This is a genomic window from Actinacidiphila sp. DG2A-62 (genome assembly GCF_035825295.1).
Classification (GTDB): domain Bacteria; phylum Actinomycetota; class Actinomycetes; order Streptomycetales; family Streptomycetaceae; genus Actinacidiphila.
This window is the reverse complement of sequence record NZ_JAYMGI010000002.1, coordinates 5,155,083-5,171,673: the sequence shown is the minus strand read 5'-3', so window position 1 is coordinate 5,171,673 and position 16,591 is coordinate 5,155,083. Positions and strand designations below refer to the sequence as shown.

The following is a 16,591-nucleotide window of genomic DNA, read 5'->3' as shown; positions in this document are numbered from 1 at the left end:
TCCGATCAACCGTTATCCCTATGAGCGCACTCGTATGGCAGTCTGGGGCCGCCTAGTCACGGGAACAGGAGCCGCCGTCGCAGGAACGGCGGCCCGAGCGCAGGAGGGTCGCGGGTGGCCGCGATACGTTTGACCCGCACGCACCGGATACTGGTCGGGATCGTGGTGGCGGGCGCGGTGGTGATCGCGGGGATCGGTTTCGCCGGTTCCTACGCCGCGGTGCGCACGCTGGCCCTGCACAAGGGCTTCGGCTGGTTCGCGAACGTCTTCCCGATCGGCGTGGACGCCGGCATCGTCGTGCTGCTGGCGCTGGACCTGCTGCTGACCTGGCTGCGCATCCCGTTCCCGCTGCTGCGGCAGACCGCGTGGCTGCTGACCGCGGCGACGATCGCGTTCAACGGCGCGGCTGCCTGGCCCGACCCGCTGGGCGTCGGCATGCACGCGATCATCCCGGTGCTGTTCGTGGTGGCCGTCGAGGCCGCCCGGCACGCGATCGGCCGGGTCGCGGACATCACCGCGGACAAGCACATGGAGTCGGTGCGGATCACCCGCTGGGTGCTCGCGCCGGTGCCGACCTTCCGGCTGTGGCGGCGGATGAAGCTGTGGGAGCTGCGGTCGTACGAGGAGACGATCCGCCGCGAGCAGGACCGCCTGGTCTACCGGGCCCGGCTGCGGGCGCGCTACGGCGTCGCGTGGCGGCGCAGGGCGCCCATCGAGGCGATCATGCCGCTGCGGCTGGCCCGCTACGGGGTGCCGCTGGCCGAGACCGCGGAGGCGGGGCTCGCCGCCGCGGGCATCGACGTGGCCCCGGTGGTCAAGGAGTTGGCGGCCGCGCAGCCGTCCGGCGCGGCGGCGGGGACCGAACAGGCCGAGCCGCAGGGGCAGTCGGGGCGGACAGGGCAGTCCGCGGCGGTCCCGGCACCGGGCGGGCAGCAGGGGCCCACCGCCGAGCAGGCGCCCCCGGTCGCCGCGGGGATGCGGCAACCTCCGCCGGTCCAGCAGGAGTTCCAGGAGTTCTACGACCCTCAGCAGGGGGCGGAGCCGGGGTACGAGCAGTACGCGGACGACGGCTCGGTGCCGCGGCAGCCGGTGATGCCGCACGACAGCCCGTGGTTCGCGCCGCCGTACCCGCAGCAGTACCAGCAGCAGTACCCGCAGCAGCCGGTGATGGCCCCGGTCGGGCCGTACCAGGAGCGGCCGTTGGGCTACGGCGCGCTCAACGGCGGCGCGCCGAACGGGATGAACGGCGGCAACGGCGTGACCGGGGCCGTCCCCGCGAACGGCGCCGGCGGTCCCGTCAACGGCCAGGTCAACGGTCAGGGCGCCGGCTTCGACGGGGTGAACGGAGCCGACGCCGGCCACGGCGGCCCCGCCGGCGCCAACGGCCACGCCTTCCCCGGCCCCGGCCAGGAGCAGCAGCCCGGGGCGGGCCCGTACCAGCAGGCGCAGCAGGCCGCCCCCGCGCAGACCCAGCCCGCCCCCGCAGCACAGCAACAGCAGCCGCAGCAACAGCCGTCCGCCCAGCCGGAGCCGGGTCCCGAGCCCGAGCCCGAGGTGGAGTTGGAGACCTTCCCGCTGGCGGGGCTCGATCTGCCCGAGGACGTCTCCCCCGCGGACGCCTACTTCGCGGCCTACCGCGCCTACGCCCAGCAGAACGGCACGCTCCCGGGCGCCCGGCAGCTCGCGCGCTTCCTGCCCGAGCTGTACAGCGGCACGCCGCCCGAGGAGCGCCACCTCGTCAAGGCCGTGCGCGAGCTGCGCTACCGCTACACCTCCGAGGCGAACGCGGAGACCATCCCGTAGCCCACAGCCCGTAGCCCGTAACCCACAGCCCGCAACTCGCGCTCGCGGCCCCTCCCGCCGCCGCGGCCCGGCGGGAGGGGTCGGCTTCACTCCTCGGTGGTGAATCCCTCGGTCCAGCCGGTCACGTCGAGTTCGTACGGCACCACCGAGAAGCCGTCCGGGGTGTCGCGGAAGCCCGGGAGGGTCCGGGCCCGCTCCACCGCGGCGCGGGCGCGTTCCTCGGTGCGGTACAGGCCGATGATCTTCAGGTCCTCCGACCCGTCGTCGAACTCGTGGACATGGACGACCAGGACGTAGGCGGATTTCTCCTCGGCCATGGCTGACTCCCGACTCCCGTGCGGCGGGGGTTACTTGTCGTGACGGCTCAGCCCCTTCTTGATCTTACTGATCTCGCCGCCGGGGCCCTTCTCCTGCTTGGTCGGGCAGCGGCCGTAGTGCTCCTTGAAGATGCGCTCGGCTGCTTCCTGATCGGTTTCGTCGGCGTTCTTGCCCTTGCCGCGGGCCCAGGACGGGATGTCGGTGGCGCGGGCCTTGCCGGAGCTCTTGGACTTCTTCGCCTGGAGGATGCCGGGGTTGCTGTCGTAGGAGTTCGACGAGCTGTAGGAGTCGGAGGAGCCCCAGGAGTCCGACCAGGTGTTGATGTCGTCGTTGATGACGCTCGCGGTGTACCAGATCGCGGCGACCACGACGACCGCCACCACCGCCACCACGATCAGTTCGGGCAGGGTCACCGTGGCGGCGAGCTCGCCGGCCGCCGCGGCCAGCAGCCCCCAGAACTGCCCGGTCGGGTCGACCTGGTTCAGCGGGTCGCCGGCGGTGTAGCCGTAGGCGCTGAGGGTGCTGCGCACCTGGGGGTCGACGGTGAGGAACTCGGCGGTCGACGGGTCGTAGTAGCGAGCCCGCAGGTACTGCAGCCCGGTCTCGGCGTCGGTGTACTGGCCGGCGTACTCCAGCGGGGTCGTCGCCGTGCCGGTGTGCGAGGAGACCGCGCCGTAGGGGGTGTAGGCGTAGCCGCCCGTGATGGCGCCGGTGGAGCCCACCAGGGCGCGGGTGGAGCCGAGCTGGTCGTGGAAGTACCACTGGGTGGTGGCGCCGATCTGCTCGACCGGGGTGCCGCCGGGGCCGTAGAGGTAGCTGGTGGCGCCGTCGGAGAGCAGGTCGGGGACGTCCTGGTCGTCCCAGGTGAAGCGGGTGGTGACGGCGCCGACGGTCTTGGCGGCGCGCAGCCCGTTGCCGTCGTAGGCGTAGGACGCGGTGGTGGTGCCGCTCACCGAGGTCAGCCGGTGGGCCTGGTCGTAGCCATAGGCGGTGGCTCCGGCCGAGGTGGTCCGGCCGGTCCGGTCGCCCTCGTCGTCGTAGGCGTAGGTGGTCGCGCCGGTCGCGGGGGCGGCGCAGGAGGCGCCGGTGCCGAGGGCCGCGGTGGTGCTCCAGCACAGCCGTCCGGCGCTGTCGAAGACCTGGTTGACGGCGCCGACCTGGACGGGGTTGTCGGCCGCGTCGTGCGCGAAGGCGGTCGTGGTGCCGCCGCTGGTGGCGGAGGCGAGCTGCTCGCGTGCGTCGTAGCCGTAGGTCTGGGCGCTGCCCGGCACGCCGGCGGGGGTCTCGCCGCTGAGCCGGCCGGTGTTGTCGCGGGTGTAGGTCAGCGCGGCCAGCGTGGTGCCGCCGCTGGTGGCGAGGGTGTCCGAGCGCGGGTGGTCCGCGCCGTCCAGGCCGGTGGTGGCGGTGGTGCCGTTGGGGAAGACGGTCGACGTCCACTGGCCGTCGGCGCTGTAGCCGAAGGTGGTGGCCTTGCCGTTCCAGTCGGTCAGCCCGGACAGCCGGTCGGCGTTGTCGAAGGTGCGGGTGACGGTGCCGCCGGCCGGGTAGGTCGTCGCGGTGACGTTGCCGTTCTGGTCGTAGCGGTATCCGACCGTGTCGCCCGCGCCGTCGGTGTGGCTGAGGACGTCGCCGAAGGCGTCGTAGCCGAGGGTGCTGGTGCCGGTGGCGTCGGTCATCGACGTCAGGTTGCCGGCCGCTCCGTAGGTGAGGGCGGTGACGTCGGGGGTGGCCGGGTCGGAGTAGTCGATCGACGTGGCGTTGCCGGCCGGGTCGTAGGTGTAGGTGGTGGTCCGGTGGTCGGGGTCGGTGACCGTCAGCAGGTTCCCCGCCGGGTCGTAGGCGGCGGTGGTGGTCTGGCCGTCGGGGTCGGTGCGGGAGGTCTGGCGGCCCTGGGCGTCGTAGGCGTAGACGGTGGCGGCGTTCGCCGCGTCCTGGGTCTGGTGGACGGTGCCGTCGCCGTTGTAGACGGTCCTGGTGACGGTGCCGTCGGCGCGGGTCACGCTGGTCTGCCGGCCGACGGCGTCGTAGCCGTAGCCGGTCGTCCGGCCGTTGGCGTCGGTGGCCGACAGCTTGTTGCCGTCCGCGTCGTAGCGGGCGGTGGCCGCGTGGCCGAGTGCGTCGGTGGTGGCCGAGACGTTGCCCCAGGCGTCGTAGGCGTAGGTGGTGCAGCCGGTGGCGGGCGGGGTGCAGCCGGGCTGGGTGCCGGCCGCGCTGCCGATCGGGGTCACCACGGAGGTGACCAGGCCGCGGGCCAGGTTGTAGCCGTACTTGGTGACGTCACCGGCCGCGTCGGTGCTGCTGACGATGTCGCCCGCGCTGTCGTAGGCGTTGGACGAGGTGTGGCCGCGCGCGTCGACCGTGCGGGTGGCGTCGCCGGGGTGCGCGGTGTCGTCGTAGTAGAGGGCGACGGTGCGCGGCTGGGCGGTGGCGTCGTCGCCGACCGCCTGCTTGGTGAGGCTGGTGAGCAGCCCGTAGCCGGTGCCGCCGGCGGCGATGTGCCCGGCCTCGTCGTAGCGGTAGAGGGTCTGCAGTCCGGCGGGGTCGACGGTCTCGACGAGGTTGTCGTCGTCGTCGTAGAGGTAGCTGGTGGTGAAGCCGCGGGCGTCGCTCTCGGAGATCTTGTTGCCGTGGTTGTCGTAGGCGAAGGTCCGCAGGTTGCCGTCGGGGTCGGCGACGGAGCTGACGCCGAGCGTCACCGGGTCGTAGGTGTACGTCCAGGTGGCGGCGTCAGGTGTGCCGTAGCCCTTGGTCTCGGAGGTGAGCAGGTTGTCGGCGTAGGTGTCGAGGGTCTTGTGGCCGGCCGGGTCGGTGGTCAGGGTCTGCCCCGCCGTCAGCCCGGCGCCGGAGTCGGGGCCGTAGGCGAAGGTCGTGGTCTTCCCGGTGGCGTCGGTCTGGGTGAGGACCCGTTCGGCGCTGTCGTACGTCATCGAGGTGACGGGCGTGGGCGTCGCGGTCGAGCCGAAGTTGGCCGGGCTGCGCATCGACGTCATCAGGTGGTGCGCGTCGTAGGTGTAGACGGTGTGGTCGTCGTCCTTCAGCGCCGGGCTGCGGGTGGTGCCGACGCCGTAGACGTCGGTGAGGTCGCCCGCGGAGCTGTAGCCGTAGGTCACGGTGCGGCCGGCGGTGTCCTTGACGCCGGTGATGTGGCTGCCGGTCCAGGTCAGGGTGTAGACGCGGCCGCCGGGGTCGGTGACCGTCGACAGGTGGCCGCCGCTGTCGTAGGCGAGCTTGGTGGCGTACGGCGGACTGGCCTTGCTCCCGACGAGGTCGGTCTCGGAGGTCAGGCGTCCGGTGGCCACCTCGAAGGTGAAGACGTCCTTCGAGGTGCGGGTGAAGGTGTAGGTGCTGCCGGACTTGGTGAGGGTCGCGTCGTAGCGCGGGGCGGTGGGCGTGTACGTACCCGAGGCGTCGGCGAAGGTGACCTGTGAGCCGTCCTCCTGGGTGACGGTCACGTCGCCGGTGCTGCCGTCGGTGGCGGCGGACATGCCGTAGGCGTACGTCCAGCCGTAGCCGAAGGGCCCGTTGACCGCGAGTGAGCCGTTGGGCCCCGCGGGGTCGGCGACGGCTTCGGCGTAGTCGCGGGTGAAGGCGAGCGGCATGCCGCGGCCGGGCGTCGACAGGTCGGTCCAGCTGTCGCCGAAGTAGCCGGTGCTGGTGTCGACCGGGTCGCCGGCGGTGCGCCGCACGCAGCCGCACTGGACGAAGGCCGGGTTGGAGCCCTTGGGCGCGTCCTTCACTCCGGGCGGGCCGCCGATCGGGTGGCCGGGGCTGCCGCCTTCGGGGATGAAGGCGACCGCGTCGTAGGCGACGTCGTAGTCCGCGTAGTTGATGTTGCCGGAGCCGGTGATCTCGCTCTTGTTGGTGAGCTTGACGTTGCCGCCGTTCTCCATCGCGAACGTGCCGATGGTCACCCACTGCTCGGATCCCCAGTCCTGGTTGACGCGGATCTTCCAGGGGGCGGCGCCGCCGCCGGGGTTGACGCTGTAGACGACGTTGGTCGCCGAGGCCGCGGTGGACGGGAAGTGCAGCTTGATCTTGTAGTACTGCAGCTTGGGCAGGTTCGGCGTCCAGGTGCCGGTGTTGATCTCCGCCGGGTTGGACCCGTCCTCGGTGTGGGTGAACAGCACGTGGCCGCCGAAGCCGACGCCGAGCTGGTGGGTGTCGATCGCGCCGACCGGGTTGCCCGAGGAGTCGGTGCCGTAGCTGTAGGTGAAGGTGCCGTTCTGCGACCAGTTGGACGATCCGCAGCCCACCAGGTTCAGCGGCGGCTGGCTCTGCGACTCGTCCACGATGATCGGGGAGCCGCTGCCCTCGTCGTGCACGTGCGCGGTGTCCAGCGAGCAGGACGGCGGGTGCGGGTGCGGTGTGACCACCGTCGGCTCGGTCGAACCGGCGCTGACGGTGTACGGACTGGTGGCGCAGGTCGTCGAGCAGTCCGAGACGAAGGTGACGGGCTGGCTCCACCAGCACTCGGAGTCCGACAGGGTGCACATCTTCGGGTTCGCGCCCGTGGGGTCGCACTTGTTGCCGGCGGTGGTGCAGAAGGCCGTCGGCGACGGGATCTGCAGCCAGGTCTTGCCGCCGTGGTAGCTGGGGGTGGCGTAGGCGGGCGAGTTGAACCGCAGGATGGGCTGGCCGATCCAGCCCATGATCCGCTCCTGGTACGGCCAGTCCGCGGGGTGCGAGGCGTCGGCGTAGGAGTTCTTCAGGTACGGCGCGCGGGTCGGCGGATAGTCGGGGTTGGCCGGGTTGTTGGACCAGCCCAGGCCCCAGGTGCCGTCCGGGCCGGTGCAGGTCGGGCCGGGTGTGCAGCCGGTGGTGTTGCCGAAGGCCGCGGTCGGCTGGATGCCGGAGTTGTACGCCCACGCCGCCAGGTACCAGTTCTCCAGGTACTTCGGGTCGCCGCCGTTGACGGTGATGCCGGCGTCGTACAGCTGGTTCCAGGTGCGCTCCAGGATCTGCAGGCCGGCCGCCAGGTTCTCCTGGTAGTCCACGCCGATCTTCCACTGCCCGTGCTGGGAGTAGGTGGTGTCGCCGTTGGACATGCCGGTGGTGACCTGGCCCAGGCCGTAGCCGCAGTCGGCCTTGGAGTAGTCCATGTGCGTGATCGAGCCGCCGGCGCCGTAGTAGTCGCCGACCAGCGCGCCGCCGGGGATGCCGGGCAGGGCGTGCCAGGACGCCTGGCTGTAGTTGGACTCCTGCGCCACGATCGCCTCGTACACCGATCGCGGCACCGAGTCGAAGGTGTCGCTCGACGGGTGCTTCAGCGCGACGCGGGCGAAGTCGTCGTTGGGCGCGTACGCGACCAGGCCGAGATTGGCGTAGTTCGCCGGGCGCTGGTAGGCCGAACCGGTCAGCAGGCCCTGCTCGGCCATCTCGATCGCCCAGGACACCTGGTTCGCCGAGGGCTGCATCACCTGGCGGTTCTCCGCGAGCCGGTCCACCGCGCACTTCGGGGTGGTCTGGGCCGCCGCGAGTTGCCTGGTCATCGGCGCGACCGCGCCGCTCGCGGTCACCGGGCCGGGCAGCGCGGTGACCGCGGCCTTCGAGGGGGCCGCGGCGGCGGGGCGCTTGAGCAGCGTGTGCCGGGCGGTGTCCAGGACGAGCGGCGCGCCGGCCGTGGTCTTCGGTCCCGCGGCGATCGCCTCGGCGCCGTCCAGCGACACCGCGGACACGCTCGCGGCCCCCGCCGGCAGTCCGCGCGCGGAGATCTCGCGCAGTCCGGAACCGGCGGCCAGCCGGGTCGCGCCGAGCGCGGCGGGACGGCCGGCCCGGCCCTGCATCAGCCGCAGGCCGGCGGCCGGGCCCTCGCCGAGGACGCTCACCTTCCCGCCGCGCTCGCGCAGCAGCAGCGAGGTCCGCGCCCCGCCGGCCCGCTGTACCGCGAAGTCCACGCCGCCGCCGGACTCCGGCCGCAGGTCGTAGGCCTGGCCGCCGGCGTCGGCCAGCTTCACCGGCGCGGCGAGCGTGCCGGCGGGGATGCGGACGATCGAGCCGCCGAGCACGCCGACCGGGCCGTCCGGCGTGGGCACCACCGAGGTGACCTGACCGGCCACGCCGGCCGACTGCTCGACCTTGCCGGAGGCGAGGTCGACGCTGAGCACCTGGGTGCGCTGCTCGTTGTCACCGGGGTTGACGGTGAACACCGCGGTGTCGTCGATACCGCAGCCCGGCGAGTGGTACTTCAGCGCGACGCCCTCGGCGACGGGCCTGACCGCGCCGGTGCGCAGGTCCACCGCGTAGGCGAAGGCCCCGTGGTCGCGGGCGGCGGCCTGGTTCACCGCCATCGCGGGCAGCACGGTGACCGCGGCGTAGCGGCCGTCGCCGGACAGGCCCTGGTAGCCGGTCCAGGAGGAGTCGTCGATGTTCCCGGGGCGCAGCACGGCGATCTGGCGCCAGACGTAGCCGCCGGCCCCGGTGGCGAGAGCGAGGTGGTAGCCGGCGCTGTCGCCGTAGCCGTTGACCAGCACGTCGGCGCTTCGGCTGCCTCCGGCGTCCTGGGACGGGTGCGCGCCCGCCTCGTCCTGCGCGGCGGGTGCGGCGTGTGCGGCGTGTGCGCCATGTGCGACGGCACGCGTACGCGGCACCGCGGCCGCGGGCTGGGCCGTCGCCGCCAGCACGGCCATCGCCGCCACCCCCGCCGTGCCGAGCAGGGCAGCACTGGGCCACCGGAACCGGCTCACGCCGAACCCCCTTCTGCGGACCCGCCCGGTGCGCGCCCCCCGAGAAGCACTCTTGCACCGCGGCAACCGTGCCCAATCCTGCCGAGGCGGGTTTTCGCACGGGGCTCCGCATTCTTTACCCGCACTTGAGGAAAAACCCGTGCGGGCAGAAGAAATAGGGAAGGCGTTTTCCTGCGCGTTCCCGCGCAGGCCAGACCGCCATGAGCGCGGTCATTGCCGGGCACATCGGACCATTACTCACCGAAACGAGAACGCCCCGCCGGGCCGATGTTCCGCGGCCCGACACACAAACGGTAGGCAGAATTCCGGATTTCCCGGGGCCCCGCATTCCGACATTTCGCCGGGCGGGGGCGGGCCACGGCGAACCGGGCGGGCGCGACAGACCCGGTGAGGCAGCGCCCGCGGCCGCTCGACCGCCCGGCCGCGGGCGCTGCCTCAGCTCTCCGCGCCGAGCAGCGCGCGCACCCGCTCCTGGCCGACGGCCAGCAGCAGTGTGGGCAGCCGGGGGCCGGTGTCGCGGCCGACCAGCAGTTCGTAGAGCAGCGCGAAGAACGAGCGCTGGGCGACCTTCAGCTCCGGCGTCGGCTTGGCCTGCGGGTCCAGGCCGGCCTGCACCTTGGGCACCGAGTAGACCAGCGTGGTCAGGCCGTCCAGCGACCAGTGCTCGTCGAGCCCGTCGACCAGCAGCTTCAGCGCGCCGCGCTCGGACTCCCCCAGCGCGGCCAGCCGCTCCCGGTCCGGCTCCGACCTGACCAGGGTGCGCTGCTCGGCCGGGACCTGGGTGGCGATCCAGTTCTCCGCGCGGTCCAGCCGGGGGCGGACCTCGTCCAGCGAGGACAGCGGCCGGGCCGGGTCCAGCTCGGACAGGATGCGCAGCGTCTGCTCCCGCGCGCCGGCCGTGATGTCCGCGACCGAGGCGAGCGTGCGGTACGGCAGCGGGCGCGGGGTGCGCGGCAGCTCCCCGCCGGCGGTGCCGACCGCGCGGGCGTACGCGGCCAGGTCGCCGGGCAGCGCGGTGCCCTCGTCGACCTTGCGCCGCAGCGCGTCCCACTCGTCGTACAGCCGCTGGATCTCCTGGTCGAAGGCGATCTTGAAGGACTGGTTGGGGCGGCGGCGGGCGTACAGCCAGCGCAGGATCTGCGGCTCCATGATCTTCAGCGCGTCGCCCGGGGTGGGCACGCCGCCGCGCGAGGACGACATCTTGGCCATGCCGGAGATGCCGACGAACGCGTACATCGGTCCGATCGGCTGCTTCCCGCCGAAGATCGGTCCGACGATCTGCCCGCCGACCTGGTAGGACGAGCCGGGCGAGGAGTGGTCGACGCCGGACGGCTCGAAGACCACGCCCTCGTAGGCCCAGCGCATCGGCCAGTCGACCTTCCACACCAGCTTGCCGCGGTCGAACTCGCTGAGCCGGACGGTCTCGCCGTGCCCGCACGCGCAGGTGTACGTCAGCTCGGTGGTCTCGTCGTCGTACGCGGTGACCGTGGTGAGGTCCTTGCCGCAGTCCGCGCAGTACGGCTTGTACGGGACGTACCCGACGCCGGAGCCGGCGGTGGCGCTGCCGTCGTCCTCGGCGGCGGCGCCCGAGCCCTCCTCGGCCTCCAGCTCCGCCGCGTCGACCGGCTTCCGGCCCTGGCCCGGCTTCTTGGCCGGCGCGGCCTTCTTGGTGCGGTACTGCGCGAGGATCGCGTCGATCTCCGCGCGGTGCCGCATCGCGTGCAGGATCTGCTCGCGGTAGGCCCCGGAGGTGTACTGCGCGGTCTGGCTGATGCCGTCGTACTCCACGCCCAGCTCGGCGAGGGCCTCGATCATCTGGGCCTTGAAGTGCTCCGCCCAGTTCGGGTACGCGGAGCCGGCCGGCGCGGGCACCGACGTGAGCGGCTTGCCGATGTGCTCGGCCCACGACTCGTCCACCCCGGGCACTCCGGCCGGCACCTTGCGGTAGCGGTCGTAGTCGTCCCAGGAGATCAGGTGCCGGACCCGGTGGCCGCGGCGGCGGATCTCGTCGGCGACCAGGTGCGGGGTCATCACCTCGCGCAGATTGCCCAGGTGGATCGGCCCGGAGGGGCTGAGCCCGGACGCGACGACGACAACCGGAGCGCCGGCGACTGATGTCACGGTCCCGGGTGCGCGGCGCTCCGACTCGGCGATCACGTCGTCCGCGAAACGGGAGACCCAGTCGGCCTCGGTGCTCTGAGCCACGGTCCTCTTCTTCCTGGGATGGTTCTCGACGGCGGGTTGGTGCGGCGGTTGCTCGACGCCGTCCATTCTCCCAGATCCGCCACCGCGCCCGCCCGTGCCTGTGGACAACCGCCGGGGGCCGCGCCGGCCCGCTCACCCCCTGTGGATAACCGGTTGGCCGCGCTGGTCGCCATGGGATACTCGACACAGTCGGCGTCCCGCCGGGCATTCCACGACCCACTCACACGGAAACGGCACTTCCATGGCCTCGGTCCCCTCCCTGTCCGCTTCGCTCCAGCAGCGTGTGGCCGCAGCTCTGGCTGCCGCGGCCCCGTCGGCCGCCGACGCCGACCCGCTGCTGCGCCGAAGCGACCGGGCCGACTTCCAGGCCAACGGCGTGCTGGGCCTGGCCAAGCGGGCCAAGGCCAATCCGCGGGAGCTGGCCGCCGAGGTGCTGCGGGCGCTGCCCGCCGACGAGGTGATCGCCGCCGTCGAGGTCTCCGGGCCCGGGTTCCTGAACATCACGGTGGCCGACGCCGCGATCACCGCGAACCTGGCCGCCCGGGCCGCCGACGACCGGCTCGGCGTGCCCGTGCTGGAGCACCCCGGCACCACCGTCATCGACTACGCGCAGCCGAACGTCGCGAAGGAGATGCACGTCGGCCACCTGCGGTCCTCGGTGATCGGCGACGCCATCGTGAAGATCCTGGAGTTCGGCGGCGAGAAGGTGGTCCGCAGGCACCACATCGGCGACTGGGGCACCCAGTTCGGCATGCTCGTGCAGTACCTCATCGAGCACCCGCACGAACTGGACCACACCGAGGACGAGGCGGACGCCGGCGAGGCGTCGATGTCCCGGCTGGACCGGCTCTACAAGGCGTCCGGCGCGCTCTTCAAGAGCGACGAGGGATTCAAGGACCGGGCCAGGCGGCGGGTGGTCGACCTGCAGGCCGGCGACCCCGAGACGCTCGGCCTGTGGCAGCAGATCGTGGACGAGTCGAAGATCTACTTCGACTCCGTCTACCGGAAGCTGGACATCGAGATCCACGACGAGGACATCGTCGGCGAGTCCGGTTACAACGACATGCTGGTCGAGACCTGCGACCTGCTGGAGAAGGCCGGCGTCGCCGTGTGGTCGAACGGCGCGCTGTGCGTGTTCTTCGACGACATCAAGGGCAAGGACGGCGAGCCGGTCCCGCTGATCGTCCGCAAGACCGACGGCGGCTTCGGCTACGCGGCCACCGATCTGTCCGCGATCCGCGACCGGACCGGGAACCTGCACGCCACCACCCTGCTCTACGTGGTGGACGTGCGGCAGTCGCTGCACTTCCGGATGGTCTTCGAGACCGCCCGGCGGGCCGGCTGGCTGACCGACGAGGTGACCGTGCGGCACCTGCCGTTCGGCACCCTGCTCGGCAAGGACGGCAAGCCGTTCAAGACCCGGTCCGGGGAGAGCGTCAAGCTGGAGCACCTGCTGGACGAGGCGGTCGAGCGGGCCACCGCCGTGGTGCGGGACAAGGGCGAGAAGATCGGCCTGTCCGAGCAGGAGATCGAGGCCAACGGCCGGCAGGTGGGCATCGGCGCGGTCAAGTACGCCGACCTGTCCACCTCCCTCGGCCGGGACTACGTCTTCGACCTGGACCGGATGGTCTCGCTCAACGGCGACACCAGCGTGTACCTCCAGTACGCCTACGCCAGGACCCGGTCGATCTTCCGCAAGGCCGGGCCGGGGCAGCAGGCGGCCGCCCACCCGGAGCTGGCGCTGGAGCCGGCCGAGCGGGCGCTGGGCCTGCACCTGGACGCGTTCGCCGACGCCCTGGCCGAGGTCGTCCAGACCTACGAGCCGCACCGCCTGGCCGCCTATCTCTACCAGCTGGCCTCGCTGTTCACGACGTTCTACGAGCAGTGCCCGGTGCTCACCGCGGACGGCGGCCCGGCGCAGGTGGAGAACCGCCTGTTCCTGTGCGAGCTGACCGCGCGGACCCTGCACCAGGGCCTGGCGCTGCTCGGCATCCGCACCCCCGAGCGCCTCTGACGAGCCTCTGACGAGGCTCTGACGACTGCCCGCCGAGCCCGTGGGAGCGCTGTTCCCGCGGGCTCCGGCGCCGACTGGGCGTCGGGAAGAGCACGCCGCGCGCGGGCGTACCGTGGTGGGTGAGGACGCCCGGAGGAGGAGTGGTCGATGACCAGGTACGGCGAGTTCCCGGGGGCGCGGCCGAGGCGGCTGCGCACCACGCCCGCGATGCGCAGGCTGGTGGCCGAGACGAGACTGCACCCCGCCGATCTGATCCTGCCGGCGTTCGTCCGCGAGGGGATCAGCCGACCGGTGCCGGTGCCGTCGATGCCCGGTGTGGTGCAGCACACCCGTGACACCCTGCGCGCGGCGGCCGTCGAGGCCGTCGAGGCCGGGGTCGGCGCCCTGATGCTGTACGGCGTGCCGGAGACGAAGGACGCGGTGGGCTCGTCGGGCACCGACCCCGACGGCATCCTCCAGGTCGCCATCCGCGACGTGGTCAAGGAGGTCGGCGACGACCTGGTCATCATGTCCGACCTGTGCCTGGACGAGTACACCGACCACGGCCACTGCGGCGTCCTGGACGCGCAGGGCCGGGTGGACAACGACGCGACGCTGGAGCGCTACGCCGAGATGGCCCGGGTGCAGGCCGACGCCGGCGCCCATGTGCTCGGCGCCTCGGGGATGATGGACGGCCAGGTGGGCGTGGTCCGCCGGGCGCTGGACGGGGTGGGCCGGCAGGACGTGTCGATCCTCGCGTACACCGTGAAGTACGCCTCCGCGTTCTACGGGCCCTTCCGCGAGGCCGTCGGCTCCTCCCTCAAGGGCGACCGCAAGACCTACCAGCAGGACCCGGCGAATCTGCGCGAGTCGATGCGCGAACTGGCCCTGGACCTGGCCGAGGGCGCGGACATGGTGATGGTCAAGCCGGGGCTGCCGTATCTGGACGTGCTGGCCAAGGTCGCCGCGGAGACGGACGTGCCGGTCGCGGCGTACCAGGTCTCCGGCGAGTACGCGATGGTCGAGGCGGCGGCGGCGAACGGCTGGATCGACCGGGACCGTACGATTGCGGAGACGTTGACGTCGATCCGCAGGGCCGGGGCGCACCTGATCCTGACCTACTGGGCCACGGAAGTCGCCCGCGGCCTGTAGGTTCTGGGGCACCGGGCCGGCCCGGACACGGCCCCCCGGGCCGGCACCAGGGGAGGAAGGAACCGCAGATGAGCCGCCGAGGCATACCCTCGTGGGCCACCGTGACCGGGCTGACCGGCGCGGCGCTGGCCGCGGTCTGCGTGCTGGCCTTCCAGGCGAACGGCGATGTGCCGGCGAAGCCGACGGCCGCGCGCCCCACGCCGCACCCCTCCGCGTCCGCCCGCCCCACGGCGCCGCAGACCCCGCCGCCGGTCCCGCAGGGCGGCGACACCGGCAAGCGCATCGTCTACTCGGTGAGCCAGAACCGCGTGTGGGTCGTCTCCAAGACCGGCGCGGTCTCCAGCTTCCTGGTCCAGCCCGGCACGGTGCTCGCGAAGCCGGGCGTGTACTACGTCAGCAAGCGCACGGCGTCGAGCACCGGCACGGACGGCGTCGCCATCGAGCACGTCGTCTTCTTCGAGTACACCGCGGAGACGTGGGTCGCGTTCTCCGCGCCGGTCAGCGACAACGTGACGCCGCCGAACCCTTCCCTCCACACGGGGGCGGTCCGCGTGCACCGCGCGGACGCGCTGAAGATCTGGAACAACACGGTCAAGGGCTCGACCGTCGTCGTCTTCAAGTAGCAGTCGTCTTCAAGTAACCGTCGTCTTCAAGTAGCCGCTGGACGCCGCACCCCCTGGGGTCGGGGCCCGGCGCCCGGCCGACGCCGACCCGGCCGCGCCGGATCCGCGCCAGCGGGCTGGAAGCCTAGACCCGGCGGCGGCGGGCGCCGGGACGGCGTTCCGACGGGCGGGTGACGGGATCGCCCGCCTCCTCCGCGGCCAGCCGCCGCGCCGTCCCGAAGTCGGCCAGCGCCTGCGCCAACGCGTGGACGGACGGCTCGGGGGACATCACGTCGACCCGCAGCCCGTGCTCCTCGGCCGTCTTCGCGGTGGCCGGACCGATGCAGGCGATCACCGTGACGTTGTGCGGCTTGCCGGCGATGCCGACCAGGTTGCGGACCGTCGAGGACGAGGTGAACAGCACCGCGTCGAAGCCGCCGCTCTTGATCGCCTCGCGGGTGTCGGCCGGCGGCGGCGAGGCGCGGACGGTGCGGTAGGCCGTCACGTCGTCGACCTCCCAGCCGAGTTCGACCAGGCCGGCCACGAGGGTCTCGGTGGCGATGTCGGCGCGCGGCAGGAAGACGCGGTCGATCGGGTCGAACACCGGGTCGTAGGGCGGCCAGTCCTCCAGCAGGCCGGCCGCGGACTGCTCGCCGCTGGGCACCAGGTCCGGCTTGACGCCGAAGTCGACCAGCGCCCGCGCGGTCTGCTCGCCGACCGCCGCGACCTTTATCCCGGCGAACGCCCGCGCGTCCAGGCCGTACTCCTCGAACTTCTCCCGCACCGCCTTGACCGCGTTGACGGAGGTGAACGCGATCCACTCGTAGCGGCCGGTGACCAGGCCCTTGACCGCGCGCTCCATCTGCTGCGGGGTGCGCGGCGGTTCGACGGCGATGGTGGGGACCTCGTGCGGCACCGCGCCGTAGGAGCGCAGCTGGTCCGACAGGGACTCGGCCTGCTCCTTGGTGCGCGGCACCAGCACCCGCCAGCCGAACAGCGGCTTGGTCTCGAACCACGACAGGTGCCTGCGCTGCGCGGTGCGCTCGCCGACGACGGCTATCGCGGCGATCGGGCCCTCCGGGGTGGGCAGCGCCTTGGTGGCCTTCAGCTCGGCGGCGATGCCGGCCAGCGTGGCGGTCCAGGTGCGCTGCCGGGTGGTGGTGCCGGCCACGGTGACGGTCAGCGCGGTGTCGGGCTTGCGGCCGCAGGCGATGAGTTCGGCCGCGGCGGCGGCGACGGTCTGCAGCGTGGTGGAGACCACCAGCGTCGCGTCGCTCGCGCCGACCTCGCTCCAGCAGCGGTCGGAGGCCGTCGCGGCGTCCACGAACCGTACGTCGCCGGCGAGCGGGACGCCCGCGTAGGCGGGCACGCCGAGCGCCGCGGCGACGCCGGGCACCACCTCGAAGGGGATGCCGGCCTGGGCGCAGGCGAGCATCTCGGCGGCGGCGGAGGAGTCCAGGCCGGGGTCGCCGGCGACGGCGCGCACCACCCGCTTGCCGGACCGCGCGGACGCCATGACAAGCTGTGAGACGACGGCGGACGCACCGGAGTCGGCGCCCGGCGCCGCGCCCTTCGCGGTGCCCGCGGCGGGCCCGGGGACGGTCGGTTCGGCCGCCGCGGAGGCGGCCGCGGCGGCGATGTCGGCGGCCAGGTCGGGCGTGCACACGTCGGCCGGTGCGTGCGCGCGGACCACGTCGAGCACGGGTGCGTCGCCGACCAGGACGTCGGCCAGCGCGAGCGCCTCCACGGCGCGCAGCGTCAGCAGTCCGGGGTCGCCCGGTCCTGCGCCGAGGAAGGTCACATGGCCTGCGGCGGTCCCGCCGGGTCCGGCGGCC

The 16,591-nt window shown here is 72.7% G+C and carries 8 protein-coding genes; 4 read left to right on the top strand and 4 right to left on the bottom strand.

Going from position 1 to position 16,591, the window contains the following annotated elements; all coding sequences use genetic code 11:
• Positions 1-114 precede the first annotated feature (114 nt).
• The gene (locus VSR01_RS23195; protein WP_326451086.1) at positions 115-1,803 is read left to right on the top strand and encodes a DUF2637 domain-containing protein; all 1,689 of its coding nucleotides are present in this window, start codon (positions 115-117) and stop codon (positions 1,801-1,803) included.
• A gap of 86 nt (positions 1,804-1,889) precedes the next feature.
• Here the strand turns inward: VSR01_RS23195 and VSR01_RS23190 are convergent, their stop codons facing one another.
• The 3 genes from VSR01_RS23190 to lysS form a co-directional block, all read right to left on the bottom strand.
• The gene (locus tag VSR01_RS23190; RefSeq protein ID WP_326451085.1) at positions 1,890-2,120 is read right to left on the bottom strand and encodes a DUF7336 domain-containing protein; all 231 of its coding nucleotides are present in this window, start codon (positions 2,118-2,120) and stop codon (positions 1,890-1,892) included.
• Positions 2,121-2,150: 30 nt separating this feature from the next.
• Positions 2,151-8,804 (bottom strand): RHS repeat-associated core domain-containing protein, encoded by a 6,654-nt coding sequence (locus VSR01_RS23185; protein ID WP_326451084.1) that lies wholly within the window; start codon positions 8,802-8,804, stop codon positions 2,151-2,153.
• Positions 8,805-9,239: 435 nt separating this feature from the next.
• Positions 9,240-11,009, bottom strand: a complete 1,770-nt coding sequence (gene lysS / locus VSR01_RS23180) for a lysine--tRNA ligase (RefSeq protein WP_326451083.1) — start codon at positions 11,007-11,009, stop codon at positions 9,240-9,242.
• Positions 11,010-11,250: 241 nt separating this feature from the next.
• On the opposite strand from lysS, the gene argS reads away from it, so the two are divergent.
• The 3 genes from argS to VSR01_RS23165 all read left to right on the top strand — a co-directional run bounded on the left by argS (position 11,251) and on the right by VSR01_RS23165 (position 14,777).
• On the top strand, positions 11,251-13,023 hold the full coding sequence (gene argS, locus VSR01_RS23175; protein WP_326451082.1) for an arginine--tRNA ligase: 1,773 nt from the start codon (positions 11,251-11,253) through the stop codon (positions 13,021-13,023).
• 147 nt (positions 13,024-13,170) lie between these two features.
• Entirely contained in the window at positions 13,171-14,154 is a 984-nt protein-coding gene (gene hemB / locus VSR01_RS23170) for a porphobilinogen synthase (RefSeq protein ID WP_326451081.1), read from the top strand.
• 68 nt (positions 14,155-14,222) lie between these two features.
• Positions 14,223-14,777: a hypothetical protein gene (locus tag VSR01_RS23165; RefSeq protein WP_326451080.1), complete on the top strand. Its 555-nt coding sequence runs from the start codon at positions 14,223-14,225 to the stop codon at positions 14,775-14,777.
• A gap of 124 nt (positions 14,778-14,901) precedes the next feature.
• Here the strand turns inward: VSR01_RS23165 and VSR01_RS23160 are convergent, their stop codons facing one another.
• Positions 14,902-16,557, bottom strand: a complete 1,656-nt coding sequence (locus VSR01_RS23160; RefSeq protein WP_326453770.1) for a uroporphyrinogen-III synthase — start codon at positions 16,555-16,557, stop codon at positions 14,902-14,904.
• Positions 16,558-16,591: the final 34 nt, after the last annotated feature.

Excerpts from the sequence above, each read along its gene's own strand:
- VSR01_RS23190 (WP_326451085.1), bottom strand. The coding sequence starts at position 2,120 with ATGGCCGAGGAGAAATCCGCCTACGTCCTGGTCGTCCATGTCCACGAG.
- argS (WP_326451082.1), top strand. The coding sequence starts at position 11,251 with ATGGCCTCGGTCCCCTCCCTGTCCGCTTCGCTCCAGCAGCGTGTGGCC.
- hemB (WP_326451081.1), top strand. The coding sequence starts at position 13,171 with ATGACCAGGTACGGCGAGTTCCCGGGGGCGCGGCCGAGGCGGCTGCGC.
- VSR01_RS23165 (WP_326451080.1), top strand. The coding sequence starts at position 14,223 with ATGAGCCGCCGAGGCATACCCTCGTGGGCCACCGTGACCGGGCTGACC.